We start from the raw sequence: 24,455 nt of genomic DNA, 5'->3' as shown, positions 1-24,455 counted from the left end.
TTGGACCGCCAGCGGGGAACGGGGGAACAGCATTCAGACCTCGTTCATCCCGGTTCCGCTTCCATGGAACCGTTCACGGAGAGGGACCTCATTTATGTACATTTCGAATGAAGGCTTGCTTGTCATCCTGTTCGTCGGCCTCGTCGCTGGTTGGCTGGCCGGCAAGGTGGTGCGCGGAACCGGGTTCGGCATCATCGGCGATATCGTGGTCGGCATCGCCGGCGCGCTGGTGGCAAGCTTCCTGTTTCCGAAGCTCGGCATTCACATCGGCACCGGGCTGATATCGGAGATCATCTATTCCGCCATCGGCGCGGTCATCCTGCTGCTGGTGGTGCGGCTGGTCCGCGGCGGCGGCCGGTTCTAATGGCGCCCGGGTTCAATTGATCGAACTTTTGACCTCTCCCCGCCCGGGGAGAGGTGACATGTCTGCAAGAAAAAGCCGCAAGATCGTGAGATTCCGGACTTGCGTGCAAGGTCGGTCGGGGGTGATGTGGGCCATAGGGGTCCCGGGTGTTCGACTGCGTTGAGCGATGAGCGCAAACGCGATGTTAATCCGGGTCAATTACTCCTGAATTTGCCTTTGAAATCAGGGACTTTGGCCCCTACCCGAAAGAGATCAGACTGATGGCAGCCGTTCCCGGCGTCCGCCGCTCAGAGCTCGGTGATGCGCTGCGCGCCTGTCGCACGGCGTTTGTCGGCGTCGGCTTGATGAGCTGCATGATCAACCTGCTCTATCTGACCGGGTCGATCTTCATGCTGGAGGTCTACGACCGGGTGCTGCCGAGCCGCAGTATTCCGACCCTGGTCGGCCTGATCGTCCTCGCCGGTTTCCTCTACATGGCGCAGGGCGTGCTGGACATGATCCGCAACCGGATCTTGGGCCGGGTCGGTACCGCCCTGGACGAAGCCTTGAACAAGCGGGTGTTCGACACCATCGTGCGCCTGCCGCTGCTGGTTGGCAGCCGCAACGAGGGGCTTCAGCCGCTGCGGGATCTCGACAATGTCCGTTCCTTCCTCGGCGGCATGGGACCGAGCGCGTTCTTCGACCTGCCCTGGCTGCCGCTCTATCTCGCCATCTGCTTCGCCTTCCACGTCATGATCGGCGTCACCGCGCTGGTCGGAGCCGTCATCCTGGTCGGGTTGACGCTGGTCACCGAGTTCATGTCCCGCCAGCCGGCGCGCGAGGCGATGGGGCTCGCCGCCCAGCGCAACGATCTCGCCCAGGCCAGCCGCCGCAATGCCGAAGTCATGGTGTCGATGGGCATGGCCGGCCGGATGAACGCGCGCTGGAGCGAGGCCAACGAAAAATATCTCGACGGCAACCAGCGTGCGAGCGACGTCGCCGGCGGTCTCGGCGCGGTCGCAAAAGTGCTGCGCATGATGCTGCAATCGGCCGTGCTCGCGGTCGGCGCCTATCTCGTCATCCACCAGGAGGCGACCGCCGGCATCATCATCGCCGGCTCGATCCTCTCGGCACGCGCGCTCGCGCCGGTCGACCTCGCGATCGCGCACTGGAAATCCTTTGTCGCGGCACGCCAGAGCTGGCATCGTCTGACCCGCCTTCTCGAGCAGATGCCGGCGCAGACGATGCCGACCCAGTTGCAGGCGCCCACCAGCCGCCTCTCGGTCGAAGGTATCGCCATGGTGCCGCCGGGCGACCAGCGCCTCATCGTGCAAGACATCACCTTTGCGCTCGAAGCCGGCAATGGCCTCGGCGTGATCGGACCGAGCGGCTCCGGCAAGTCGTCGCTGATCCGCGCGCTGGTCGGCGTCTGGCAGCCGGTCCGCGGCAAGGTGCGGCTCGACGGCGCGGCGCTCGACCAGTGGTCGTCGGACATGCTTGGCCGCCACATCGGCTATCTGCCGCAGGACGTCGAATTGTTCGGCGGCACCATCGCGCAGAACATCAGCCGCTTCGATCCCGAGGCCACGTCTGACGGCATCATCGGCGCCGCCAAGGAAGCCGGCGTGCACGAGATGATCATCAAGATGCGCGAGGGCTACAACACCCAGGTCGGCGAGCAGGGCACGGCGCTCTCCGCGGGCCAGGCGCAGCGCGTGGCGCTGGCGCGCGCGCTCTATGGCAACCCCTTCCTGATCGTGCTCGACGAGCCCAATTCCAATCTCGATACCGAAGGCGACGAGGCGCTGACCCGCGCCATCCGCGCGGCGCGCGAGCGCGGCGCCATCGTCATCGTAGTGGCGCACCGTCCGATCGGCGTGGAAGCGGTTGACCAGATCCTGGTGCTGCGCGACGGCCGCATGCAGGCCTTCGGGCCGAAGGAACAGGTGCTCGCCCAGGTGCTCCAGCCGCGCGTGACGCCGCCGGCGCCGATCAAGATCGTCAGCGAAGGCGGAGCCAAGGCATGAGCACGATGGCGCTCGGCGGCGCGAAGCCTGCCGCGAAGAGGACCGTACGGCAGTCGATCCGGTTTCACCTGATGCTCGGGCTTGGGATCGTGCTGGTCCTCCTGGTCGGCCTCGGCGGCTGGGCTTCGACGGTGCAGATTTCGGGCGCGCTGATCGCGCCGGGTCAGATCGTCGTCGAGTCCAATGTCAAAAAGGTGCAGCATCCGACCGGCGGCGTCGTCGGCGAGGTGCGTGCTCGCGATGGCGACGTAGTTAAGGCTGGCGACATCGTGGTGCGGCTCGACGACACCGTCACCAAGGCGAATCTCGCCATCGTCACCAAGAATCTCGACGCGGCGCAGGCGCGTGCGGCGCGGCTCCAGGCCGAGCAGCGCGGAATCGACAGGATCGACTACCCGCAAGCGTTGCTCGATCGCGGCAACGATCCCGACGTCAAGGCGCTGCTCTCCGCCGAAACCAAGCTGTTCGACGTCCGCGTCAACGGACGCGCCGGCCAGAAGGCGCAGCTGCGCGAGCGCATCCAGCAGCTCAATGAAGAGATCGAGGGCCTCTCCGCGCAGGAGCGGGCCAAGGACAAGGAAATTTCGCTGGTGCAGCAGGAGCTCGTGGGTGTCCGCGATCTCTATGACAAGCACCTGGTGCAGATCTCCCGTCTGACCACGCTCGAACGCGACAGCGCCCGCCTCAACGGCGAGCGCGCGCAATACATCGCCTCGCGGGCGCAGGCCAAGGGCAAGATCACCGAGACCGAGCTCCAGATCATCCAGGTCGACAAGGACATGGTCAGCGAGGTCTCGAAGGATCTGCGCGAGACCAACGACAAGATCGGCGAAATGATCGAGCGCAAGGTCGCCGCCGAGGACCAGCTTCGCCGTGTCGACATCCGCGCGCCGCAGGACGGCATGGTGCTGCAATCGACGGTGCATACCGTTGGTGGCGTCATCACCGCCGGCGACGCCCTCATGCTGATCGTGCCGCAGGCCGACGATCTCCAGGTCGAAGCCAAGGTCAATCCGGTCGATATCGACAAGCTCCAGATCGGCCAGAAGACGCTGCTGCGCCTGTCCGCGTTCAACCAGCGCACAACGCCGGAGCTCAACGGCGTCGTCAGCCGCGTCTCGCCCGACGTCACCACCGATCAGCGCACCGGCCAGAGCTACTACACCATCCGCGTCTCGCTGTCCGCAGAGGAGGTCGCCAAGCTCGGTGACTCCAGGCTGATCCCCGGCATGCCGGCGGAAGCGTTCGTCCAGACCGGCGATCGCACCATGCTGTCCTACCTGATGAAGCCGCTGCACGACCAGTTCATGCGAGCGTTCCGGGAGAAGTGACGCGCGAAAGCGCGTCATCCCATTCGTCATTGCGAGCGCAGCGAAGCAATCCAGGTCGCCTCCGTGGCGAGATTTCTGGATTGCTTCGCTACGCTCGCAATGACGGGCGGCTTCTTTCTTGCTTTAGTTTTCTTGCTATAGTTCGATTCAGCCCCAGCAAACCCGGCGTCGAACAATGCAATCCATCCAATCTCCACCCTCCGTCGCCACCGAATCCTATTCCGACGCCGGCCTCGCCGTCGCCCGCCTCGAAGAGATCTACGAGCGCAACACGAAGTTCCTGCGCGACCGGTTCGAAGCTTACGTCAACGGCGAGGCAATCACGACGCGGGTGCGGGCCTTCTATCCCTTCGTCCGTATCACCACCGCGACGCATGCGCGGCTGGATTCGCGGCTCGCCTACGGCTTCGTCGCGCGGCCCGGTGTGCACGAGACCAGCGTCACGCGGCCGGATCTGTTCCGGACTTATCTCACAGAGCAGATCGGACTGTTGATCCAGAACCACGGTGTCCCAGTCGAAATCGGCGAGTCCAGCGAACCGATCCCCGTTCACTTCGCCTATCGCCGCGACATCAACATCGAAGCCGCCATCACCACCAGCGAGAACTCGCCGGTGACGCGATCGCTGCGCGATGCGTTTGACGTGCCTGATCTGGCCACCATGGACGATGCCATCGCCGACGGCACTTTCGAGCTCCAGCCCGGCGCGCCCGAACCGCTGTCCCTGTTTCGGGCGGCCCGCGTCGACTACTCGCTGCGCCGGCTCTACCACTACACGGGCACGGATCCAGAGTATTTCCAGAACTTCGTGATCTTCACCAACTACCAGTTCTATGTCGACGCCTTCGCGCAGCTTTGCCAGCAGCGGCTTCAGGCTGGCGAGGCGGGCCTCGATGCCTTCGTCGCTCCAGGCAATGTGATCACGCGCAGCGGCGGCGCGACGACGGGCGTTGCGCCCGCGCGCACGCCGCAGATGCCTGCCTTCCACCTGGCCGCGCCCGGCTATCGTGGTATCACCCTGATCAACATCGGCACCGGTCCGTCGAACGCGCGCAACGTCACCGACCATGTTGCCGTGCTGCGGCCCCATGCCTGGCTGATGCTCGGCCATTGCGCGGGCCTGCGCAACACGCAGCGGCTCGGCGACTACGTGCTCGCCCATGGCTATGTGCGCGAGGACCATGTGCTCGATCGTGAGTTGCCGCTGTGGGTGCCGATCCCGGCGCTCGCGGAGATGCAGGTGGCGCTCGAGGAGGCGGTCGAGGACGTCACCGGGCTCGAAGGATTCGAGCTCAAGCGCCTGATGCGCACCGGCACCGTCGCGAGCGTCGACAACCGCAATTGGGAGATCAGCGGGCCCGATGTCATTCGCCGCTTGTCGCAATCGCGCGCGGTTGCGCTCGACATGGAATCGGCCGCGATTGCCGCCAACGGCTACCGCTTTCGCGTCCCTTACGGCACGCTGCTGTGCGTCTCCGACAAGCCTCTCCACGGCGAGATCAAGCTCGCAGGCATGGCCAGCGAATTCTACCGCCGCCGCGTCGGCCAGCATCTCGAGATCGGCTTAAAGGCGCTGGAACGGCTCAAGCAGCAGGAATCCGAGCGACTGCATTCCCGCAAGCTCCGCAGTTTCGCCGAAGTTGCATTTCAGTAGGCCATGGATTGCCTTTGCTGCTGACAAGCAGCGGGATTTTCGGCATTTTCGGCGCGGGGGTCGACCGGGACGAATTGATGCCACTCATGCGCGACAGGATCATTGGCCATGATCTCGAACGGCTCGCCTTTCGCTTCACCATGCTGAACGACGGCGAGGTCGTGCAGTGCCAGATCAGCGACGCCGCCATGGACGAGCTTGCGGGCATGCAAGGCACCGAAAGCAGCGCGCGGCAGGCCCAGTTCCTGTCGCTGCGCGAGACCATCGAGCGGCTCGCCTCAGACCTCTACGACGAGGCGCCGCGGGTCAGGGGCCATGTGGTGCGGATCTTCACGCGACATTTGCAGCGATAGTGCCGCTCCAGCCTCCGCCGTCATGCTCCAGGACAGTTCATCAGTTGGTCAAGATTTGGTCTTGCCGGGCTTACCTTCCCGCCGGCAGCCATTTCGACGAGCGTCAATTCCTCTAAAGCATTCGCTAACCAAGCAACCGTTTCGCGGCAATCTTAAGACCTGCGAAACCAGACGTTATCCAGCTATGAATTGATGGCCCGTAGAGGTTGGGTCACGAAATGGAGCCTCACGAGTGATCGCGTGACAAAAGACATTGTTGGAATCGACGCGATCCGCGGGCCCGGTCATGACGTCAATCCGAACAAGACGCAGCCAGAGAGTTGGCGGCTTGCAATCGCCGTCGCGATCGGATGTGGACTTGTCGGCCTTGCGCTCCGCTACGTTGCCCGGGAACACGCGACCGATGACGCCATTCAGCATCTGATCCCCTGGTATGTCTTTGCTCGCGATCACGGAGTCGCCGGGCTGGCCGAAGCCTTTACCAACTACACGCCGTTCTACAGCTACCTCCTGCTGATTGCCGCCCGATTTGATTGGCTAGGCGAGCCACTTTCCCTCGTGAAAGCGATCTCGGCAGTATTCGAGTTGGGCTGCGCGATCACTGTGGCCCAGATCGTCTGGCGAGCGACAAAGCTGCCGTTGCGAGCTTCCCTGGCCTTCTGCGCTGTCTGGCTTGCACCGACGGTGATCTTCAACGGCGCGGTGTGGGCGGAGAGTGATTCGATCTGGACGTACTTCACGCTGGTTTCCATCGCGCTGTTCATGCGGGACCGAAATGGCGTTGCGTCATTTGCGATGGCATTTTCGGTGAAGGCTCAGGGCGTGTTCCTGGGACCCTTCGTGCTCGGCATGATTCTGCGCCGCAGGATCCACCCGGCATGGCTCGCCACCGTTCCCGGGATCTATGTGGTTCTCGCCATTCCGGTTCTGGTCGCCGGTAGATCTTTGGCCTCCGTGTTCGCGGTCTATCTGGACCAAGCTCACACCTTCAATCGCCTCACCATGAACGCAGCGAACATCTGGGTGCTGGCTGGCGGACTGCCGTACGCGATCGGAGTCGCCGTCGGCATGGTGCTCGCGGCCGCGAGCGGGCTCGCCTTGTCGATCTTCATCGCGCGCTCTCGACGGGCGGGGCCGGAGTTTATTCTGCTCGTCGCCTGTGTATCGCTCATGCTCATGCCGTATCTGCTCCCGAAGATGCACGAGCGGTACTTCTACGCGTTCGAGCTTGCGTCGATCGCGCTGGCCTGCCTCAATCCGCGCTATGTGCCCTTCGCGGTGATTGCTCAGGTCGACGGCGTGTTATCCTATCTCGCGTTCGAAAACGGAATCGTCCTGGGCGTGCTGCCGGCGGCACTCTGCAACAGCCTTCTCGTGTACTACCTCGTGCATGATCTTTGGCGCGGCGAACGTGGATTTCGCTTTCCGAAGCTTGCTTGGCTCGGCTTCATCGCGTCGACCGCGGGATTGTTCTCCTATCTGGTCATCGAAGGGCCCGGTTTGAACATATCGCCCCTGTACCTGCTCGCCACGGGTCTCGTGACAGCTGCGGCGCTGCTGCTCCTGAAAGAGTCGCGTGGCGACTTGGCCGGCCCGGACCAGTTGCCTTAATCCTGGGCGACCCGCGTCATCGAGCCATCAGCTGTCAAACATGATCACGCTGCGCAGCGTCTTGCCGGCCTTCATGTTGGCAAACCCTTCGTTGATCTCGGAGAGCTTCAGCTTGGCCGAGATCCAGTCTTCCAGATGCAGCCGGCCGCGCAGGTAGAAATCCACCAGCCGCGGCATGTCGACGCGAAAATGGTTCGAGCCCATCGATGAGCCCTGGATCCTGCGCTCGCGCAGGAAGTCGAAGCCGTGCACCTCGATCTTCTGGCCGAACGGAATCATGCCGACGATGGTGGCCGTGCCGCCCGAGGCGAGCATGCCGAAGGCCTGCTCCGCGGTCTCCTTGCGGCCGAGCACCTCGAAGGAATGATGCACGCCGCCATTGGTGAGATCGCGCACCTGCTTCACGACGTCGCCGTCTGCCGGATTAATGATGTCGGTGGCGCCCAGCTTGGTCGCGAGCTGGAGCTTGGCCGGGTTGGTGTCGATGGCAATGATGCGGCCGGCGCCCGCGATCTGCGCGCCGTTGATCGCGGCCATGCCGACACCGCCGCAGCCGATCACGGCCACGGTCTCGCCGGCCGTCACCTTCGCCGTGTTCACGACCGCGCCGTAGCCGGTGATGACGCCGCAGCCGATCAGCGCGGCCAGATCGAGCGGCATCTCCTTGCGGATTTTGACGATCGCGTTCTCGTGCACCAGCATCTGCTCGGCGAAGGACGAGAGGTTGAGGAACTGATGCAGCTTCTCGGAGCGAGCCCATTGCATCCGATTGGACACCCCCGGCAGCAATTTCACCGTGGTGTCGGTGCAGAGCACCGTGCGGCCCGTGGTGCAGTTGTCGCAGGTGCCGCAGAATACCGAAAGACAGGTGACGACATGATCACCGGGCTTCACATAGGTGACGTCGGAGCCGACCTGCTCGACGACACCGGCCGACTCGTGCCCGAGCACCGCGGGCAGCGGATGCGGATAAAGGCCTTCCATGAAGTGCAGATCGGAGTGGCAGAGACCTGCGGCCGAGGTCCGGATCAGGACCTCGCGCGGGCCGGGCTTCGGCAGGCTGACATCCTCGATGACTAGGGGCTTGTTGACTTCATGGAGGACGGCCGCCTTCATCGAGCACTCCCTATCGCTTTTTTTGCTTCGAACGTGGGTGCAGCCTACGCTGCCAGGACCAGTTCGCCAACCTCGCTCATGCTGCCTGCACGATCGCCGAGCAGCAGCGCCGCGATCTTCTGCTGCACGGCATTTTCCGTCAGCCGGAACGGATCGCTCGGCGACACCCGGTGATCGATCACCAGCCGCGACAACAACAGCCTGCGCGCATCGCCCCGCATGTCGTGAATACGATGCGCCTCCCAGGCGAGCGCGACGGCACCGGCGACATGATAGAGCAGGCTGGTGGCGCGGCGCGCATCGGCCTCATTGTCGGCCTTTCCCGCGACCTCGCGTGCGAAGCCCACCGCACGATCGGTGAGCGTGTGCAGCCGGTCGCGCCAGGCCTGCGGCACCGAGGGGCTGTCATCGAGGCGAGCATGCAGATCGGCGGCCAGCGCGGATTCGGCGCCGTGGCGGCCGACCGCACGCCTCAGCGCATCGATCGCGACGATGTTGCCGGTGCCTTCCCAGACCGAACCGAGATGCGCGTCGCGGAGCAGGCGGGCGGTCGCGAATTCCTCGATATAGCCGATGCCGCCGCGCATCTCGAGCGCATCGCCACAGACCTTTCGCGCATCGCGGGTGGCGCGGAATTTCAAGGTCGGCGTCAGGATGCGCAGCAGTGCGGCCGCATCCTGGCTGCCGGCCTCGGCGCGGTCGAGCGCGTCCGCAGTGAGAAAGCTCATCGACAACGCCTGCTCGACCGGCAGCATGATCTTCAGCATCTGGCGCCGACCTAGCGGCAGGTCGATGATGCGGTTGCCGAACACCACGCGGTTTTTCGCCACCGTCATCGCGTCATGGTAGGCCCGCCGCATCAGCGCGGTGGATTTGACGCCATTTGAGAGCCGCGACGAGTTCACCATCTCGGCCATCTGCACGAAGCCGCGGTCGAGCTTGCCGACCGCGTAGGCGATCGCGCCTTCGAGCTTGATTTCACCCGAGGCCATCGAGCGCGTGCCGAGCTTGTCCTTCAGACGCACGATCCGGTAGTGGTTCTGCGAGCCGTCGTCGAGGAAGCGCGGCATCAGAAACAGGCCGACTCCGCGCGTGCCGGGGCCGGCACCTTCGGGGCGCGCCAGCAGCATCACGATCTTTGCGTCGGCGTTCGAGCAGAACCATTTTTCGCCGGTGAGGCGCCAATGGTCGCCTTCCTGCACGGCCGTCGTGGTCAGCGTGCCGACATCGGAGCCGCCTTCCTTCTCGGTCATGAACTGGCCGCCCTGGGTCAGCTTGCTCATGTCGGTCTGGGTTAGTCCGTCGAGATATTTCGCCTTCAGCGCCTCGCTGCCGAAATTCGCGAGCAGCTTGGCGCAGCCGTCGGTTACGTTGATCGGGCAACCCATGCCGAATTCGGTCTGGTTGAACAGGAAGGTGAAGGCGTGCTTGGCGACGACAGGATATTTGTCCGGCCAGCCCATGATGCCCTTGCGGATCGAGAGCGCGTGGATGCCGAACTCGCCGAAGGCGGCCTTCTCCAGCTCGCGATAGGCCGGGTGGTATTCGATCCACTGCACGTCGCGACCGAACTTGTCGCGCTGGTGCAGCACCGGTGTGTGCCGGTCGGCGAGCCGCGCGCATTCATCGAGCACGCCGCCGGCGAGTTCGCCCAGCCGATCGAGATGCGGCTCGATGTGGCGGAATAGCGTCTCCGGTAGATGAATGCGGAGGAGATCGGTGAGTGCCTGATCGGCGCGGTAGAAATTCATGCCGGTGGTATCGGGAGCCAGCAGTCCGGATGGTGCGGCCGCGACCTGTTTTGGCTGCGCGGGGGCCGGCTGTCGCATGATCATCCTCTTCGTTTCCGCCTTGCGGTCATTTTGCGCTGATTTGGCGCTTGCCGCTTGTGATGATGTCGATCATGCTCCAGTCGCGAAAGCGGATAAAGCCGCAAATTGTCAGGGAGGCATGATCGCCGTGAGGGCGCAATTCGCTCTGCGGAATTATGATCGTCCCGGCTGGTTGTCCGCGCGGACCGTGCATAGATCAGCGGCTTCCCGTCTTCGAGAGATCACGCCATGGAACACCCGAAATACAAGATCGCCCTCATCGTCGGCGCCGGCGAAGGCCTGAGCGCCTCGCTGGCGCGGTTGTTGTCCGCCCAGGGCATCCGCGTCGCGCTGGCCGCGCGAAAAATCGAGAAGCTCGGCGCGCTCTGCAGCGAGACCGGCGCCAAGGCCTATGCCTGCAACGCCACCGAGCCTGATGCGGTCGAACGCCTGTTTGGCCTGGTCGAACGCGAGATCGGCATGCCCGACGTGGTCGTCTACAACGCCAGCGGCCGCGCGCGCGGGCCGTTCGTCGATCTCGTTCCGGCCGACGTGGCGAACGCCATTGCGGTCAGTGCCTATGGCGGCTTCCTGGTGGCGCAGCAAGCGGCCAGGCGCATGCTGCCGAACCAGCACGGCGCGATCCTGTTCACCGGCGCTTCGGCAAGCGTCAAGGGCTATGCGCAGTCCGCGCCGTTCGCGATGGGCAAGTTCGCACTGCGCGGGCTCGCGCAGAGCATGGCGCGCGAATTGTCGCCGCAAGGCATCCATGTCGCCCATTTCGTGATCGATGGCGGCATCAGGAGCGCAGCGCGCACGGAAGCGCCGGAGAAGCCGGATTCAATGCTCGATCCCGATGCCATCGCGGAGAGCTACTGGAACGTGTTGCAGCAGCCGCGCAGCGCCTGGAGCTGGGAGCTGGAGCTGCGGCCCTGGGTGGAGAAGTTTTGAGGCAAGCTGCCGTAGGGTGGGCAAAGGCGCATAGCGCCGTGCCCACTATCAACGACGAAACAGCAATTGGTGGGCACGCTTCGCTTTGCCCATCCTACAAGGGCGGGAATCATGTCCACGGAAACCACCGTCGATACCGGCACCAGTGAACTCCTCTGCGTGATCCGCGATCGCGTCGCATTGATCACGCTGAACCGGCCCGAGGCGCGCAACTCGCTGTCGGACGCGCTGACCCCGGCGCTGCGTACGATGATCCGCTCCTGCGGCGAGAACCCCGATGTCGGCGCGCTGCTGATCACCGGCGCCGGCGAAGCGTTCTGCGCCGGCGGCAACGTCAAGGGCATGGGCGCGCATCGCGACCCGAAGAAGCTGGAGATGTCCTTTGACGACAAGGTCGCCGATCTCCAGGAGCGGCAGCGCCTGCTCACCGGCGCGCTGGTGTCGGTGCGCAAGCCGACCATCGCGGCGCTGCCGGGGCCGGCGGTCGGCGCGGGGCTCGCCATCGCCATGGCCTGCGATATCCGCATTGCCGCGCAATCGGCCTTCGTGGCCACCGGCTATGCGCGCATCGCGCTGTCCGGCGACTATGGCATCGCGTGGCTGTTGACGCGCCTCGTCGGCACCGCGCGGGCGCGCGAGCTGCTGTTCACCGGCGATCGGGTCGATGCTGTCAGGTGCGAGGCCATCGGCCTCGTCAACCGCGTGGTGCCCGATGACAAATTGCAGGCGGAGGCCTTTGCACTGGCAAAATCCCTCGCTGAAGGTCCGCGCCTCGCGTTGCGCTACATGAAGGACAATCTCGACGAGGCCCTGCTGTTCGACTTCGAGACCGCGCGCGACCACGAGGCCGAACGTCTGGTTCGCCTGACCACGACCGCCGATCACAAGGAAGCGGTGCAGGCCTTCATCGAGAAACGCAAGGCGGTGTTCACGGGGAAGTAGCGGCGCAAAAATGCCCGGCTCTGGTTTTCGCCAGGCCGGGCTCGAGTGGTGTCAGGCCGAGGCTGAGGGGCTATCGGCCTGACGGGAAAGAGCGACGAGGCGCCAGCTCGCGCAGGGAATGTCTTTCGGTGCGACGGAGATCTCCTTGTCGAAGCGCACTAGCTTCCAGTCGTCCGGATGGTTGACGAAGGCGAAGTCCGATTTACGCGCGACCGAGATCATGGCGGCGTTGGAGCGCAGCGTGTCGCCGAACATGTGGTCGGCGCCGAGCGCGGCCGCGCGGCATTCAAGATTCTTCATCAGCACGGTGGCGATGCCGTGGCCCTGCCAGCGGTCGGCAACCGACAGACCGAATTCAAGCGTCGCGGTTTCGGCATGCAGCGCATAGCGCGCTTCGGCGACGATGGTCTCGAAGCCGTCGACCATCATGGTCGCCACCACGGTAAAACGTTCGCGCTCGCCGATTTGAAGGAATTCGTGCAGCAGGCCCTGCGGCAGTTCGCTGATCGCGCCGAAGAAGCGGTTGTATCGGGACCGCGTCGAGAGCGAGCGAAAATAGTGCTGGAGCTCCTCGGTGTCGCGCGGCTCGACGAAACGAACGCGCAGCGCCTCGCCGTGTCGCGTGCGCAGCGTGTCCGAATATTGCTTCAGATCTTCCAGGCGAAGGGTGCTCATGACACGCGCCCCCAAGGGGACCAAAGGGGAAAGGGACCGCCGGCGCCCCCACAGTCAGGCGGCGCCGGCCTGGCGGCCAATCAGGCCCGCCAGAAGGGTTTGTCGGCCTCGTAGGCGACATCGCTCCAGGACAGTCCGACGTCCTGAAGGTCGCGCGCGGACCAGTTGGTGAGCTCACGCCGGGTCCGGTAACGCTCGTGCCAAACGTGAAGCGTCTCGCCGATCTGGTGGATCAGCCCTGGCGCATGATGATTTGTCATCGAATTCTGGGTCAAAGTAGACATTGCCAGCTCCTGGAGCTAAGTTGACCGCTAATATCTGCTTCCGGGTGCACTGCGACAAACGACAATTTGTACTCTTTCGCATGAAATAACGTCATGTATCCTGCTGCCAGATGACTGCCAGATTGCCCTCCCTGAATGGATTGCGGGCCTTTGAGGCCGCCGCGCGCCATCTCAGCTTCACGCTGGCGGCGTCCGAGCTGAACGTGACCCAGACCGCGATCAGCCACCAGATCCGCAGGCTCGAGGAGGAGCTCGGCATCCGCCTGTTCGTCCGGCAGAACCGCGCGCTGGCGCTGACGGCCGAGGCGCGCGACTATCTGCCGGGCGTCCGCGCCGCCTTCAACGACCTCCGGCTTGCCACCGATCGGCTGCTGCGCAAGGACGATGACAAGGTGCTGACGGTCTCGACGCTGGCTTCGCTCGCCGCAAAATGGCTGCTGCCGCGGCTGACCGATTTCCAGGAGCACCATCCCGGCATCGACGTCCGTATCACGACCTCCACCAGCCTCGTCGACTTCCAGCGCGACAATGTCGATGCCGCGATCCGCTACGGGCGCGGCCAGTGGCCGGGCTTGCGCGCCGACTGGCTGATGGCGGACGAGCTGTTTCCGGTCTGCAGCCCGTCTCTGCTGCGTGGCGACAAGCCGTTGCGCTGTCCCGAGGACCTCAAGAGCCACATGCTGCTGCACACCTCCAACGCCAACAGCGACGACTGGCGGCTGTGGTTGACGGCGGCGGGTCTGCCGGCCGACATCGCCAGGCAGCCCGGCATCACCTTCGACATGATCTTCATGACCATCCAGGCCGCGATCGACGGCATCGGCGTGGCGATGGGGCGGACCTCCTATGTCCAGGACGACATCGCCAAGGGGCGACTAGTGGTCCCCTTCAAGATCGCGCTGCCGGCCGATGCGGGCTTCTACCTGGTCGCGCCGGAGGGGCGCCGCGAAGCGCCGAAGCTCGCCGCATTCCGTGAGTGGATGATCGCGGCAACGCGGAATAAGGCCTGAAATCGTGCCGGCGCATGTCCGCGCAACCTGCTTCTCGCTACAGCTCCACCACGACGTAGTCGCTCTCGATCTTCACGGGTATCGTCTCGGCGACATACGGCCCCTTCACCACGCTTGCACCCGGCTCGACATGGGCCGGGTAGGCCTTCACGCGGAAGCGGCGAGGGTCGCAGTAGGACTGGCCGGTGCGGATGTCGAACTCCCAGCCATGCCAGGGGCAGCGAATGATCTCGCCGAGCTTGGTATATTCGATCTCGCCCGGATCCTTCGATTGCGCGAGCCCGATCAAGGGTCCCTCGCACAGCGCAGCGCCCTGATGCGGGCAGCGGTTCATCAGGCCGAAATATTCACCCTTGATGTTGAAGATTGCGATCGGCCGTCCGTCGATCTCCAGAAATTTTCGCGTGCCGGGCGGAAGCTCGTCGACCGCGGCAATCACATGCCGCGCCATCAACTGATCCCGTACAGCTTCTTCGCATTGCCGAGATAGAAGGCCTCGCGGTCGTCGTCGCTGACGCCCGCGGGCAGCACGCGCGACGGCTCGTCGTAATCCCAGTGCGGATAGTCGGTCGCGAACAGTAGCCGGTCCCAGCCGATCCACTTGATGACATCGAACAGATCCTCGCGCCGCTCCGGATCCTCCATCGGCTGCGTCGTCCACCACACCTGCTCGCGGATATATTCGGACGGCGGCCGCTTGACATGCGGCACCTCGCTGCGCAGGCGCTGCCAGACTTTGTCGAGCCGCCATGCTAGCGACGGCGCCCAGCCGAAGCCGGCCTCGATCATCACCATCTTCAACTTCGGGAAGCGCTCGAACACGCCCTCCAGCACGAGGCTTGCGAGCGCCGATTGCTGGCACTGCGAGTGGCCGACCATCTCCTCGATGTAATAGGAGGGCCAGCCCGACGGCGTGATGGGGTTGCCGCCGAAGCCGAAGGCGTGGACGCCGACGGGAAGGCCGGCCTCTTCCGCAGCCTGATAGATAGGCCAGTAGCGACGCTGGCCGAGCGGCTCGACATTGCGGCTGAGCAGCAGCACCTGCACGAAATTCTTGTCGCCGGCACGCTCGCGGATTTCCGCGGCGGCTGACAGCCCGTCCTCATTGCCGACGACGATGGACGCCTTCAGCCGCTTGTCCTTGCTGGTCCATTTGTCGATCTGCCAGTCGTTGATCGCCGAGCACAAGGCCGCCGAAAGCTCGTGATTGCGGATGCCTTGCCCGGTGTTGAGCGGATTGAGCACGCCGAGCTGCACGTTGTTGGGATCGAGCAGCTGCTTCTGCATGAAGGACAGCGAGGAGCCCTGCGGCCCGCCTTCCGGCGGATAGGCGTCGCGGCGCGAGGCGTTGGGCTGGGCCTTCGGATAGGGCGGGCCTTCCATCATGCCCTGATAGGCATGGACGCCGTACACTTCGAGATGATGCTGCCAGCGTTTGGCCAGGTAGGGATAGAGCTCGGCGCGGGTCGCGCGTGCCGGATGGATGTCGCAGTCCGCGATCGCGGTTTTGACGGCCAGTGGGGAAGCGGCTTCGGAGCTTTCGCGGAACTGAATATTCATCGCCTTGCCTCCTTTGGCAGCGGCTAAGTCAGGCGGGGATAGGTCGCATGCGGATTATCGATCATGATCTTGCGCACGAGATCGGGGGTGAGACCTGCGGGCAGCGCCTCCTGGCCGTCGAACTGCCAGTGCGGATAGTCGGTGGAGAATACGACCAATTCGTCGGACTGCATATGATCAAACAGGCGAATTAATGTCGCCTCATCCGGCGGTGCATCGAATGGCTGCAACGAGAAGCGGATGTTGCTGCGCACAATGTCCAGCGGCGCGCGATCAACCCACGGCGTCTCCATCCGCACCCCACGCCAGAACTTGTGCAGGCGCCATAGAAATGGGGAGATCCAGGACACCCCGGATTCAAGCATCACCATCTTCAGCCGCGGATATTTGACGAACACGCCCTCGACGATCAGGCTGGTGAGCTGGGTCTGGAACGCCTGGGCCTGACCGGCATAATCCTCGATGTGGTAGGAACCCCAGCCCACGGCGGTCGGCGGATTGTGATAGGCGGAACCGGCATGAATGCCGATCGGTAATTCCAGCCGTTCCGCCGCCTCGTAGATCGGCCAGAGCGCGCGCTTGCCGAGCGGCGTATCGCCCATCACGAGCATCAGCACCTGCACGAAGCGGCGGTCCGTCGCACAGCGCTCGATCTCGGCGACGGCCTTCTCGACGCTTTGGGTGGGGATCACGATCGAGCCGCGCAGCCGCGGATCGCGATCGAGCCATTCCTTCACGAGCCAGTCGTTCAGCGCGCGGCAGAAGGCGGCCTGCAGATCCTCTGAAAACACCATCTGCACGCCGTAGAGCGGATTGCAGATGGCGTGCGAGAGCTGGAAGGGATCGAGCACATGGCGCTGCATGTCCGCCAGGCTTTCACCCGGCTTGCCGCTTTCGGGGCGCCAGTCGGGCCGCGCCGTGATCGGCGAGTTCTGCGGGTAGGATTGCGAGATGAGATCGACCATGCCGCGCGTCGTCACCTGATCGCGCCAATACTCGTTCAGGTACGGCAGCAGGCTGGTCAGATGCGGCACGGCCGGATGCACATCGCAATCCACTCCGCCGGCGATCAGGGACGCCATGACGTGTCCTTCACGTTTCCTCGTCGCGTCTTTCCCGCGGGCAGAGCTTGGCCGCTCCGCCCTTTGGCCGCCATTCAAGCAGGCCTGCCCGTTGGCTGCAACTCGGCCAACGGCGCTGTCATATGCTAGAAAGGCCGAGCTCGGTTGCGAAGCAATAAGGGGTCAAGGAATGAAAGAGCTCGTCGGCATTGCGGAACAGGTCGCAGCGAAGCTGATCGCGCGCAAACAGACCATTGCTGTTGCGGAATCCTCGACCGGCGGCCTGATCTCGGCCAGCCTTCTCGCGGTGCCCGGCGCGTCCGCTTATTTCCTCGGCGGGGCCGTGGTCTACACTCGCGATGCCAGGCGCGTGCTGATGGATATTTCGGACGAAGGAATGAAGGGCTTTCGTTCCTCCTCGGAGCCCTACGCGCAATTGCTGGCCGGGCAGATGCGCAGCCGTTTCAACTGCGATTGGGGCCTGTCGGAGACCGGGGCGTCCGGTCCCACCGGCAATCGCTACGGCGATGCGGCGGGCCACAGCTGCATGGCGGTCGCCGGGCCCGCAGTCGAGGTGATGACGCTTGAGACGGGCAGCAACGACCGCTTGGCCAATATGCAGACCTTTGCAGCGACAGCGCTGAAATTGCTGCTGAAGAATCTGGAGCGGTGAGCTCGCGGCCTCCCGAATATCTGGCTGTGCCGGAGAATGTGTGGTGTGACGCGCTCTTTACCGCGACACGTGCGCCGACACCGCCAGCCACGTCCCGTTCGTCTTCGCCCAGCAATCGGTATAGCGCCCGGTGGCCTGCTGGCCGTCCGCATTGGTGTAGCTCGTTGCCGCGTGGATGATGGCGAAATCACCCATGATACGGATGATGACGTCGTGCTCTCTGAGGTTTCGGATCGCAATCGGCCGCGCCGTCTGCTTCAGGAAGGCCTCGCGATCGACCAGCGTCTTGTCGGGATTGGAGCAGTAGAACTCCGGCGCCAAAATCTCGTCGAAGCGCTTGACGTCGCAATTCTGCACCGAGGCCACATAGTCGCGGTTGAGCGCGGTGAGCTGTTCGAGGTCGTTGCTCATGGGGTTTCTCTCAGTCATTGAACAAGGGCGGCGGCACGAACCCGCCGAACTCGCGTTCGATCAGCTCGGCGAGCTTCAACGGCGTGTGGTCCTCGAGGAAGGGCCCGATGATTTGCACGCCGACCGGCAGGCCGTCCTTCGATAGGCCGAGTGGAACAGCCGTTGCCGGCAGGCCCGTCAGCGTGGCGATGCCGGGCCACGCAAGCTGGTCCGGATAGGCGTGGTCCTTGCCATCGATGTTGATTCGGCGCTTTTCCTGCTCCGGCGAATGATCATGCGGATAGGCCGGCGTGGGCATGATCGGACAGATCACCGCATCGAATGTCTTGAACAATTGCCGCCATTGCGCGCGCAGGCCGGCGCGGGCGCCCTCGTCGAATACCCAGGCCTGATGCGTGCTGGTGATACCACGCAGCCGTTCGGCAGCGAGACTCTTGTCGTCGGGTGAGAGCTGCGCTGCACCGGCACGCGCGCGCGCGAGATTGTCCGGCGGAAGGAAGGCGCCGAGGAAGCTCATCAGCATGCGCATGTAGAGGCGAGAAGCCTCCGTGAAGTCCGGAAACAGCGGACTTTCGCGCGCGACGCGCGCGCCCGTGCCCGTCAATTGCCCCGCCAGTTTTTCGATCGCGCCGCGAATATCTGCATTCGCAGGCAGCAGCGGATGGCTGTCGATCACCAGCACCCGGAAATCCTTCAGCGCGCGGTGTCGCGCCTCCGGCAGCGCGAGCTTGTATCCGATGCCCAGGTCCAACGGATCGGGGCCTGCCATCACGTCCAGGAGCAGGGGCAGGTCGACTGCGCTCCGCGCCATCGGACCGATCACCGCCATATCGCGCTCCATCGGGATGGCTGGAAAGGGCGGCGGCGTGTGGCCACGCGTTGGACAGAGATTGTAGGTCGGCTTATGCGCATAGACCCCGCAATGGAAGGCGGGCACGCGCAACGAGCCGCCGATGTCGGACCCAAGCGAGAGTGGTCCGTAGCCTGCCGCGAGCGCCGCAGACGAGCCGCCCGACGAGCCACCCGGCGTGCGGCCGAGATCGAACGGATTGTTCGTCGTGCCGTAGATCTCGTTGTAGCTCTGCCAATCCGCCAAGCCCACGGGGACGTTGGTCTTGCCGAGGATGACGCCACCGGCCTCCTTGACCCGGGCGATCGACAGCGCGTCCTCCGCCGGCTTGAAATCTTTCTGCGGCGTCCAGCCCCAGGTCGTGGGCAGGCCGGCGATGTTGTAGGATTCTTTCACAGTGATGGGGAGACCGAGCAGCGGCTTTCGCTCGCCGCGCGCCAATGCGGCGTCTGCCTCGCGTGCGGCGTCCAGCGCACGGTCGAAATCCCGGACGCAGATCGCGTTGACCTTGCTGTCGTGCCGTTCGATGCGGTCGATCGCATCCTGCGTGAGCTCGACCGCGGAAACCTTCTTGGCCGTCAGTGCCGCCGACAGCTCGACCGCGCTCTTGAAGCTCCATTCGGATTTGGCCATCCCGCATCTCCTGTTCTTAGCGTGGAACAATGATGCGCAGTTTGGCCCAGCACCGCAACCGCCGTTTGATCGCGATTGACATCTGAGCAAGACGGAACGCGGTGAGCCAAGCAACCACTCGCAGTCATCGCCCGGCTTGACCGGGCGATCCAGTATTCCACCGGCGCCGATTGGACACGGACAGGTCGCGGCGTGCTGGATGCCCGGTCAAGCCGGGGCATGAAGGCGTCCTACGCCGCTCCGATCAATATCCCCACCGCCAGCACGATCGCGCCGCCGAGCACGATCTGGAACACGGCCTGGAGGAACGGCGTGTCCATGTAGCGCGCGCGGATGAAGGCGATCGCCCACAATTCGAAGAACACGACAATTCCGGCGATTCCCGTCGCGATCCAGAATGCGTTGGCCCAGCTATCGGGCACGAGATAGGGCAGGGTGTGCCCAAGCCCGCCTAGCGTCGTCATCAAGCCGCAGGTGAGACCGCGCAGCCAGGGCGAACCACGCCCGGTCAGCGAGCCGTCATCGGACAGCGCTTCCGCAAAGCCCATGCTGATGCCGGCACCGATCGAGGCGGCGAGGCCGACCAGAAATGTTTGCCAATTCTGATGCGTGGCGAAGGCAGCCGCAAACAGCGGCGCCAGCGTCGAGACGGAGCCGTCCATCAGGCCGGCGAGACCTGGCTGCACATATTGCAGCACGAACATGCGCCGGTTGGTGCGGTCTTCCTCGGCGCGCACGTCTGAACTCAGGATCCGATCCGTCAGCTTCGCCGCCACCTCTTCGTGGCCCTTCTCGGCCTCGGCCAGATCGCCGAGCAGGCGGCGCACGCCGACATCCTGCGCCTGTTCAGCGGCCTTCACGTAAAAGCGCTCGGCCTGCAATTCCATTGTCTCGACCTCCTTGCGGATGGTGTCGAGCGACAGGTTTTTGGTGAGCCAGACCGGACGGCGGCGCAGGAAGCCTTTGACGTCCTCGCGGCGGATCGGGGGCAAATGCGGACCGAAGCGCTGCTCGTACATTTCCAGCAGCATGTGGCGATGGCCGCGCTCTTCCTCGGCCATCTGTTCGAAGATCTTGGCGGAGTCCGGATAGCGCTCCTTCAAGTCTTCGGCGAAGCTCATGTAGATGCGGCTGTCCTCCTCCTCGGAGGAGATTGCGACCGCAAGCACCTCGCGCTCGGTCAGATCGGCAAAATTCTTCACGGCGGCCCTGTCTGATTAGTTTAGAATAATTCTAAACTATATAGGGCGCTTGGGTTACCGGGTCAAACCACGCCGCGGCTCTTCGCCAGGAAATCGAGCAGCAGGCGGCTCACCTCGGCCGGCTGCTCCTGCTGCACCCAGTGACCGGCGCCATCGACGAGGTGGCAGCCCAGCAGCTTCGTGCAGGCCCGCGCCTGCATGGCCTCGAATACGCCGGGACGCTGATAGGTGCCCCAATCCTGCTTGCCCGAGATGAAGCAGGAGGGGATGTCGATGTTGCGGCCGGCCAGCAATTGGAGCTGGCTGTTGAATGCGCCCGATGTGCCGCAGCGGTACCATTGCAGGCCGCCCTGGAATCCAGTGCGGCCATATTCGGCGCTGTAGTAGCCGAGCTCGCGGTCGGGCAGCCATTGATTGGCGGCGATTGCGGCCTGCGAGGGCATCTCCTTCGCGACCGTCTCGGCCATGGTCTCGTTCAGGTCCATCACATAATAGGTCGGCAGCTTCGCAAGCTCGTTCGCCGACCAGGATTTCAGCGGATATGGCTTGTTGTCGGTCCAGTCCGCGCTCTTGTGATGATAGTAGGCGCGCAGGAAATCATGCACGCCCTGTGGCGCGCGGTGCATGTCGGCATTGGCCGGGCGTGTCGCATAGTACCATTGATAATGCTTGCGTGGACGCGGCAAGGCGGCGAGCTCGCGATGCACGGGGTCTTCGGCCGCTGGCTTTACCGGCGTGTCGACCGTGTTGAACGGCAGCGGCGGCGCTCCGCCGAATGGCGCGCTCATCATCGTCACCGAACGAAATACGTCGGGCCGCATCAGCGCGCACCAGGCCGCGACTGGGCTGCCGAAATCATGTCCGACCACGTCGACTTGCCTGTAGCCGAACGCCGACACCAGCCCGAGCGCATCCCGCACCAGGTTGAAGAGCGAAAAGGGCGCGAGATCGCCGTCATACTCCGCGCTCCATCCCGTCGTCCGGCCATAGCCGCGCTGGTCCGGCGCGATCACGTGATAGCCAGCCGAGCTCAGCGCCGGCATCACCTTTCGCCAGGAGAAGGCAAGCTCGGGAAAGCCGTGCAGCAGCAGGGTGCAGGGCCGCCCCTTGGTCTCGAAGCCGGCCTCCAGCACATGCATGCGCAGGCCGTTGATATCGTCGACATAGCGTGAGCGGATGCCGGCGGGGAGCGGGATGTCGGGGAGCATTGTCATTTGCTTTCTCCACACGGGTGGAATCGTAAGGAGGGCAAAGGCGCGCTTCGCGCGCCGTGCCCACCATCATTCTACAACGCGTTTGGCATGGTGGGCACGCTTCGCTTTGCCCACCCTACGATTGCGCCATTCGACTACACCGCCGCGCATACGAAGCCACTGCCCTTGCGCCGGATCTTCCCAACGGACGGCGACGGGAAATGCGCGGTGCAGCACAGCGTGTCGGTGTCGCAATAGCGTTCCAGGAAGCTGCGGCGCGTCGTTGCCGCCCTGGCTTGATCGAGGTCGAACTTGACCGACAGCTCCGGATAGAGCGTCTGGATCGGTGAGTGCATGAGGTCGCCGGAGAACACGGCGTCGTCCTTGCCGTGGCCCATCGTGATGGCGATATGGCCCGGCGTGTGGCCCGGCGTCGGCAGGATGCGGACGTGATCGCCGATCTGGTGATCGTTGCCGACAAGCTCGTGGCGTTTGGCCTCGACCACCGGCAGCACGCTGTCGGCGAAGGGCGGCACCTCCGCCTTCGCGTTCTGCTCGGTCCAATGATCGAACTCCTGCTTGGCGAAGACGTAGCGCGCTTTCGGGAAGGTCGGCACCCAGCGGCCGTTCTCCAGACGCGTGTTCCAGCCGACGTGATCGACATGCAGATGCGTGCACATCACGAAGTCGATGTCGTCAGGCGAGAATCCGGCAGCGTTGAGTCCGCGCAGATAGGTGTCGTCGGTCTTCATGTTCCATTTCGGGCGCTGCGGCCGCGGCTTGTCGTTGCCGATGCAGCTGTCGACCAGAATGGTGTGGTGCGGCGTCTTGATCACATAGGACTGGAAGCACAGCATCAATGTGTCGCCGTCATCCAAGGCTTTCGCCTCCCTCATCCACGCGCGGTTCTCGGCCAGCAGCTCCGGTGTCAGCCCCGGCAACATCTCCAGCGCCGGGACGAACGAGGTTTCCTGCTCGATGATGCGATGGATGGTGAGATCGCCGACCGCGTATTTCAGGCTCATATGAACTCCCGCGCTTTACGCCGCCGGCGGCACCGAGATCTTCACGGAGGGCCGCTCGAGCATCTTTTGATGGAAGGCATCGAGCTTCGGATAGGCCTTGCGCCAGCCGCAATCGGCGAAGCGGAAGTCGGCATAGCCGAGCACGCAGACGAGGCCGATCTGCGAGATGTCGAACGGACCGTTGAGGACATCGGGCATGTTCTCGAAGCGCGCCATGCCGGTCCAGGCCCGATTCCAATGGTCGTCCGACCACGCCTGCCATTGCAGGCCCTGCGGTCGCACCATCTTCTCGTAGCGGCACAGCAGCATGGAATCGAGCATGCCGTTGATCAGGGAATGATTGGTCTTGGCCTTCCAGCGCCGCGGACCGTAATCGGGGATCAGGCTGCCGCCGGCCATCTCGTTGAGGTATTCGACGATGACATACGAGTCCAGGATGACGTCGCCGTCATTGGTGATCAGCACCGGCAGCTTTTTCAGCGGCGTGATGCGTGAATAGTCCTCGTTGGCCGTGCCGGGCGCGACGCTCGCCGGCGTGAGTTCGATCTTGTCGATCAGCCCGAGCTCGATCGCGGCGATGCGCACCTTGCGGGCAAAGGGCGAGGCGGGGGAGAAGGTGAGCTTCATGGGACAATTCCCTGCGATCGGTCTTGAGCAAATGGTGTCTCGTCCGTCATGGCCGGGCTTGACCCGGCCATCCACGCGCTTCCGCGTGGCTAGACTGTGAGACGTGGATGCCCGGGACAAGCCCGGGCATGACGACGAGTGTGCGCTGGCCGAGGCTTACGCCGCGACGATCTCCTGGCGCTGCTCGCCAAGACCCTCGATGCCGAGCGTGATGACGTCGCCGACATTGAGGAAGGTCGGCGGCTTCATGCCGAGGCCGACGCCGGGCGGGGTGCCTGTCGTGATGATGTCGCCCGGCAGCAGCGTCATGAACTGCGAGACATAGGAGATGCACTTGGCCATCGAGAAGATCATAGTCTTGGTCGAGCCGGTCTGACGGCGCTGGCCGTTCACGTCGAGCCACATCGGCAGGTTCTGCACGTCCTTGATCTCGTCCTTGGTGGCGAGCCAGGGGCCGAGCGGGCCGAACGTGTCGTGCGACTTGCCCTTGGTCCACTGACCCAGGCGCTCGATCTGGAAGGCGCGCTCGGAGACGTCGTTGCAGACGCAGTAGCCGGCGACGTGGTTGAGCGCGTCGGCTTCCGAAACGTATTTTGCGCGGGTGCCGATGATCGCGGCGATCTCGACCTCCCAGTCGAGCTTGGTCGAGCCGCGCGGCTTCTCGATGGCGTCGTTCGGGCCGGACAGCGAGGTGTTGGCCTTCATGAAAATGATCGGCTCGCTCGGGATCTCCGCGCCGGTCTCCTTGGCGTGGTCGCTGTAGTTGAGGCCGATCGCCACGAATTTCGACATGCCGGTAACGGGGGCGCCGAACCGCGGCTTGCCGGAGACGGCGGGCAGCGAGGCGGGATCGAGCGCCGCCAGCTTCTTCAGGCTCTCGGGCGAATAGGCCTCGCCGGTCAGGTCCTTCACATGCGCCGATAGGTCCCGCAACTGGCCGGATTTGTCGATCAGGCCGGGCTTTTCCGCACCCTTCTCGCCATAACGAACAAGCTTCATTCTCGTTTCTCCCTGGAATGGACCGATCGGTTAAACAGCTTCATGGAACAGGGCGGCGGGAAATTCAACCGCTCAAAGAGGGCGCATTGCAGCCCTCTCGATTCGGGAGGTTC

General features: G+C 64.1%; 24 protein-coding genes. 10 read left to right on the top strand and 14 right to left on the bottom strand.

The features are described from left to right. Positions 1 to 94 precede the first annotated feature (94 nt). The 6 genes from IVA93_RS33415 to IVA93_RS33390 all read left to right on the top strand — a co-directional run bounded on the left by IVA93_RS33415 (position 95) and on the right by IVA93_RS33390 (position 7,319). Positions 95 to 364, top strand: coding sequence for a GlsB/YeaQ/YmgE family stress response membrane protein (locus IVA93_RS33415; protein ID WP_007605178.1), 270 nt, complete (start codon positions 95 to 97; stop codon positions 362 to 364). Between the two features lie 260 nt (positions 365 to 624). Next, positions 625 to 2,370 carry a type I secretion system permease/ATPase gene (locus IVA93_RS33410; RefSeq protein WP_018457590.1) on the top strand — a complete coding sequence of 582 codons (1,746 nt, stop codon included), beginning with the start codon at positions 625 to 627 and terminating at the stop codon, positions 2,368 to 2,370. Beyond that, positions 2,367 to 3,701 carry an HlyD family type I secretion periplasmic adaptor subunit gene (locus IVA93_RS33405; RefSeq protein WP_018457589.1) on the top strand — a complete coding sequence of 445 codons (1,335 nt, stop codon included), beginning with the start codon at positions 2,367 to 2,369 and terminating at the stop codon, positions 3,699 to 3,701. The genes IVA93_RS33410 and IVA93_RS33405 overlap by 4 nt, the downstream gene beginning before the upstream one ends. A gap of 175 nt (positions 3,702 to 3,876) precedes the next feature. Further along, positions 3,877 to 5,355, top strand: a complete 1,479-nt coding sequence (locus IVA93_RS33400) for an AMP nucleosidase (RefSeq protein ID WP_018457588.1) — start codon at positions 3,877 to 3,879, stop codon at positions 5,353 to 5,355. Between the two features lie 77 nt (positions 5,356 to 5,432). Beyond that, complete coding sequence (locus IVA93_RS33395) at positions 5,433 to 5,708, top strand: DUF1488 family protein (protein WP_026233404.1); 276 nt, start codon at positions 5,433 to 5,435, stop codon at positions 5,706 to 5,708. A gap of 558 nt (positions 5,709 to 6,266) precedes the next feature. Further along, positions 6,267 to 7,319: a putative hexosyltransferase gene (locus IVA93_RS33390; protein WP_247540645.1), complete on the top strand. Its 1,053-nt coding sequence runs from the start codon at positions 6,267 to 6,269 to the stop codon at positions 7,317 to 7,319. 27 nt (positions 7,320 to 7,346) lie between these two features. On the opposite strand, the gene IVA93_RS33385 is transcribed toward IVA93_RS33390, so the two are convergent. Beyond that, the gene (locus tag IVA93_RS33385) at positions 7,347 to 8,435 is read right to left on the bottom strand and encodes a Zn-dependent alcohol dehydrogenase (RefSeq protein WP_247540647.1); all 1,089 of its coding nucleotides are present in this window, start codon (positions 8,433 to 8,435) and stop codon (positions 7,347 to 7,349) included. Positions 8,436 to 8,479: 44 nt separating this feature from the next. Beyond that, positions 8,480 to 10,264: an acyl-CoA dehydrogenase family protein gene (locus tag IVA93_RS33380; RefSeq protein ID WP_026233403.1), complete on the bottom strand. Its 1,785-nt coding sequence runs from the start codon at positions 10,262 to 10,264 to the stop codon at positions 8,480 to 8,482. A gap of 231 nt (positions 10,265 to 10,495) precedes the next feature. On the opposite strand from IVA93_RS33380, the gene IVA93_RS33375 reads away from it, so the two are divergent. Next, positions 10,496 to 11,197 (top strand): SDR family NAD(P)-dependent oxidoreductase, encoded by a 702-nt coding sequence (locus IVA93_RS33375; RefSeq protein ID WP_018457582.1) that lies wholly within the window; start codon positions 10,496 to 10,498, stop codon positions 11,195 to 11,197. Between the two features lie 111 nt (positions 11,198 to 11,308). Next, the gene (locus tag IVA93_RS33370; protein WP_247789484.1) at positions 11,309 to 12,139 is read left to right on the top strand and encodes an enoyl-CoA hydratase; all 831 of its coding nucleotides are present in this window, start codon (positions 11,309 to 11,311) and stop codon (positions 12,137 to 12,139) included. 51 nt (positions 12,140 to 12,190) lie between these two features. On the opposite strand, the gene IVA93_RS33365 is transcribed toward IVA93_RS33370, so the two are convergent. Next, on the bottom strand, positions 12,191 to 12,814 hold the full coding sequence (locus IVA93_RS33365) for a GNAT family N-acetyltransferase (RefSeq protein ID WP_018457580.1): 624 nt from the start codon (positions 12,812 to 12,814) through the stop codon (positions 12,191 to 12,193). Positions 12,815 to 12,894: 80 nt separating this feature from the next. After that, on the bottom strand, positions 12,895 to 13,098 hold the full coding sequence (locus IVA93_RS33360; RefSeq protein WP_007599575.1) for a DUF1127 domain-containing protein: 204 nt from the start codon (positions 13,096 to 13,098) through the stop codon (positions 12,895 to 12,897). Between the two features lie 110 nt (positions 13,099 to 13,208). On the opposite strand from IVA93_RS33360, the gene gcvA reads away from it, so the two are divergent. Further along, positions 13,209 to 14,108, top strand: a complete 900-nt coding sequence (gene gcvA, locus IVA93_RS33355; RefSeq protein ID WP_026233402.1) for a transcriptional regulator GcvA — start codon at positions 13,209 to 13,211, stop codon at positions 14,106 to 14,108. A gap of 37 nt (positions 14,109 to 14,145) precedes the next feature. Here the strand turns inward: gcvA and IVA93_RS33350 are convergent, their stop codons facing one another. From IVA93_RS33350 to IVA93_RS33340, 3 genes are read right to left on the bottom strand one after another with little or no spacing between them, the layout of a single operon-like run. Then, a complete protein-coding gene (locus IVA93_RS33350) occupies positions 14,146 to 14,559 on the bottom strand; it encodes a Rieske (2Fe-2S) protein (RefSeq protein ID WP_018457577.1) in 414 nt (137 codons plus the stop codon). Then, positions 14,559 to 15,668, bottom strand: a complete 1,110-nt coding sequence (locus IVA93_RS33345; protein WP_018457576.1) for an amidohydrolase family protein — start codon at positions 15,666 to 15,668, stop codon at positions 14,559 to 14,561. Before IVA93_RS33345 ends, IVA93_RS33350 begins: the two co-directional genes overlap by 1 nt. Positions 15,669 to 15,691: 23 nt before the next feature. Beyond that, positions 15,692 to 16,750 carry an amidohydrolase family protein gene (locus IVA93_RS33340; RefSeq protein ID WP_018457575.1) on the bottom strand — a complete coding sequence of 353 codons (1,059 nt, stop codon included), beginning with the start codon at positions 16,748 to 16,750 and terminating at the stop codon, positions 15,692 to 15,694. Between the two features lie 169 nt (positions 16,751 to 16,919). On the opposite strand from IVA93_RS33340, the gene IVA93_RS33335 reads away from it, so the two are divergent. Further along, on the top strand, positions 16,920 to 17,402 hold the full coding sequence (locus IVA93_RS33335; protein ID WP_018457574.1) for a CinA family protein: 483 nt from the start codon (positions 16,920 to 16,922) through the stop codon (positions 17,400 to 17,402). A gap of 57 nt (positions 17,403 to 17,459) precedes the next feature. Here IVA93_RS33335 and IVA93_RS33330 read toward each other — a convergent pair whose 3' ends face one another. The 7 genes from IVA93_RS33330 to IVA93_RS33300 form a co-directional block, all read right to left on the bottom strand. Then, positions 17,460 to 17,813, bottom strand: coding sequence for a nuclear transport factor 2 family protein (locus IVA93_RS33330; RefSeq protein WP_018457573.1), 354 nt, complete (start codon positions 17,811 to 17,813; stop codon positions 17,460 to 17,462). A gap of 10 nt (positions 17,814 to 17,823) precedes the next feature. Next, the gene (locus tag IVA93_RS33325) at positions 17,824 to 19,296 is read right to left on the bottom strand and encodes an amidase (RefSeq protein WP_018457572.1); all 1,473 of its coding nucleotides are present in this window, start codon (positions 19,294 to 19,296) and stop codon (positions 17,824 to 17,826) included. A gap of 230 nt (positions 19,297 to 19,526) precedes the next feature. Beyond that, a complete protein-coding gene (gene mbfA / locus IVA93_RS33320; RefSeq protein WP_018457571.1) occupies positions 19,527 to 20,498 on the bottom strand; it encodes an iron exporter MbfA in 972 nt (323 codons plus the stop codon). Between the two features lie 62 nt (positions 20,499 to 20,560). After that, the gene (locus tag IVA93_RS33315; RefSeq protein WP_026233401.1) at positions 20,561 to 21,712 is read right to left on the bottom strand and encodes an alpha/beta hydrolase; all 1,152 of its coding nucleotides are present in this window, start codon (positions 21,710 to 21,712) and stop codon (positions 20,561 to 20,563) included. Between the two features lie 134 nt (positions 21,713 to 21,846). Next, complete coding sequence (locus IVA93_RS33310; protein ID WP_018457569.1) at positions 21,847 to 22,716, bottom strand: MBL fold metallo-hydrolase; 870 nt, start codon at positions 22,714 to 22,716, stop codon at positions 21,847 to 21,849. 15 nt (positions 22,717 to 22,731) lie between these two features. After that, on the bottom strand, positions 22,732 to 23,343 hold the full coding sequence (locus IVA93_RS33305; RefSeq protein WP_018457568.1) for a glutathione S-transferase family protein: 612 nt from the start codon (positions 23,341 to 23,343) through the stop codon (positions 22,732 to 22,734). A 156-nt stretch (positions 23,344 to 23,499) separates the two neighbouring features. Further along, positions 23,500 to 24,342 carry a fumarylacetoacetate hydrolase family protein gene (locus IVA93_RS33300; protein WP_018457567.1) on the bottom strand — a complete coding sequence of 281 codons (843 nt, stop codon included), beginning with the start codon at positions 24,340 to 24,342 and terminating at the stop codon, positions 23,500 to 23,502. Between the last annotated feature and the right edge of the window lie 113 nt (positions 24,343 to 24,455).

Origin of the sequence: Bradyrhizobium sp. 155 (assembly GCF_023101105.1) — a bacterium.
GTDB classification, from domain to species: domain Bacteria; phylum Pseudomonadota; class Alphaproteobacteria; order Rhizobiales; family Xanthobacteraceae; genus Bradyrhizobium; species Bradyrhizobium canariense_D.
The sequence above is the reverse complement of the archived record's forward strand: the minus strand, read 5'-3'. Positions and strand labels throughout refer to the sequence as shown.

Excerpts from the sequence above, each read along its gene's own strand:
- IVA93_RS33415 (WP_007605178.1), top strand. The coding sequence starts at position 95 with ATGTACATTTCGAATGAAGGCTTGCTTGTCATCCTGTTCGTCGGCCTC.
- IVA93_RS33410 (WP_018457590.1), top strand. The coding sequence starts at position 625 with ATGGCAGCCGTTCCCGGCGTCCGCCGCTCAGAGCTCGGTGATGCGCTG.
- IVA93_RS33405 (WP_018457589.1), top strand. The coding sequence starts at position 2,367 with ATGAGCACGATGGCGCTCGGCGGCGCGAAGCCTGCCGCGAAGAGGACC.
- IVA93_RS33400 (WP_018457588.1), top strand. The coding sequence starts at position 3,877 with ATGCAATCCATCCAATCTCCACCCTCCGTCGCCACCGAATCCTATTCC.
- IVA93_RS33395 (WP_026233404.1), top strand. The coding sequence starts at position 5,433 with ATGCCACTCATGCGCGACAGGATCATTGGCCATGATCTCGAACGGCTC.
- IVA93_RS33385 (WP_247540647.1), bottom strand. The coding sequence starts at position 8,435 with ATGAAGGCGGCCGTCCTCCATGAAGTCAACAAGCCCCTAGTCATCGAG.
- IVA93_RS33380 (WP_026233403.1), bottom strand. The coding sequence starts at position 10,264 with ATGCGACAGCCGGCCCCCGCGCAGCCAAAACAGGTCGCGGCCGCACCA.
- IVA93_RS33375 (WP_018457582.1), top strand. The coding sequence starts at position 10,496 with ATGGAACACCCGAAATACAAGATCGCCCTCATCGTCGGCGCCGGCGAA.
- IVA93_RS33370 (WP_247789484.1), top strand. The coding sequence starts at position 11,309 with ATGTCCACGGAAACCACCGTCGATACCGGCACCAGTGAACTCCTCTGC.
- IVA93_RS33365 (WP_018457580.1), bottom strand. The coding sequence starts at position 12,814 with ATGAGCACCCTTCGCCTGGAAGATCTGAAGCAATATTCGGACACGCTG.
- IVA93_RS33360 (WP_007599575.1), bottom strand. The coding sequence starts at position 13,098 with ATGTCTACTTTGACCCAGAATTCGATGACAAATCATCATGCGCCAGGG.
- gcvA (WP_026233402.1), top strand. The coding sequence starts at position 13,209 with ATGACTGCCAGATTGCCCTCCCTGAATGGATTGCGGGCCTTTGAGGCC.
- IVA93_RS33350 (WP_018457577.1), bottom strand. The coding sequence starts at position 14,559 with ATGGCGCGGCATGTGATTGCCGCGGTCGACGAGCTTCCGCCCGGCACG.
- IVA93_RS33345 (WP_018457576.1), bottom strand. The coding sequence starts at position 15,668 with ATGAATATTCAGTTCCGCGAAAGCTCCGAAGCCGCTTCCCCACTGGCC.
- IVA93_RS33340 (WP_018457575.1), bottom strand. The coding sequence starts at position 16,750 with ATGGCGTCCCTGATCGCCGGCGGAGTGGATTGCGATGTGCATCCGGCC.
- IVA93_RS33335 (WP_018457574.1), top strand. The coding sequence starts at position 16,920 with ATGAAAGAGCTCGTCGGCATTGCGGAACAGGTCGCAGCGAAGCTGATC.
- IVA93_RS33330 (WP_018457573.1), bottom strand. The coding sequence starts at position 17,813 with ATGAGCAACGACCTCGAACAGCTCACCGCGCTCAACCGCGACTATGTG.
- IVA93_RS33325 (WP_018457572.1), bottom strand. The coding sequence starts at position 19,296 with ATGGCCAAATCCGAATGGAGCTTCAAGAGCGCGGTCGAGCTGTCGGCG.
- IVA93_RS33315 (WP_026233401.1), bottom strand. The coding sequence starts at position 21,712 with ATGACAATGCTCCCCGACATCCCGCTCCCCGCCGGCATCCGCTCACGC.
- IVA93_RS33310 (WP_018457569.1), bottom strand. The coding sequence starts at position 22,716 with ATGAGCCTGAAATACGCGGTCGGCGATCTCACCATCCATCGCATCATC.
- IVA93_RS33305 (WP_018457568.1), bottom strand. The coding sequence starts at position 23,343 with ATGAAGCTCACCTTCTCCCCCGCCTCGCCCTTTGCCCGCAAGGTGCGC.
- IVA93_RS33300 (WP_018457567.1), bottom strand. The coding sequence starts at position 24,342 with ATGAAGCTTGTTCGTTATGGCGAGAAGGGTGCGGAAAAGCCCGGCCTG.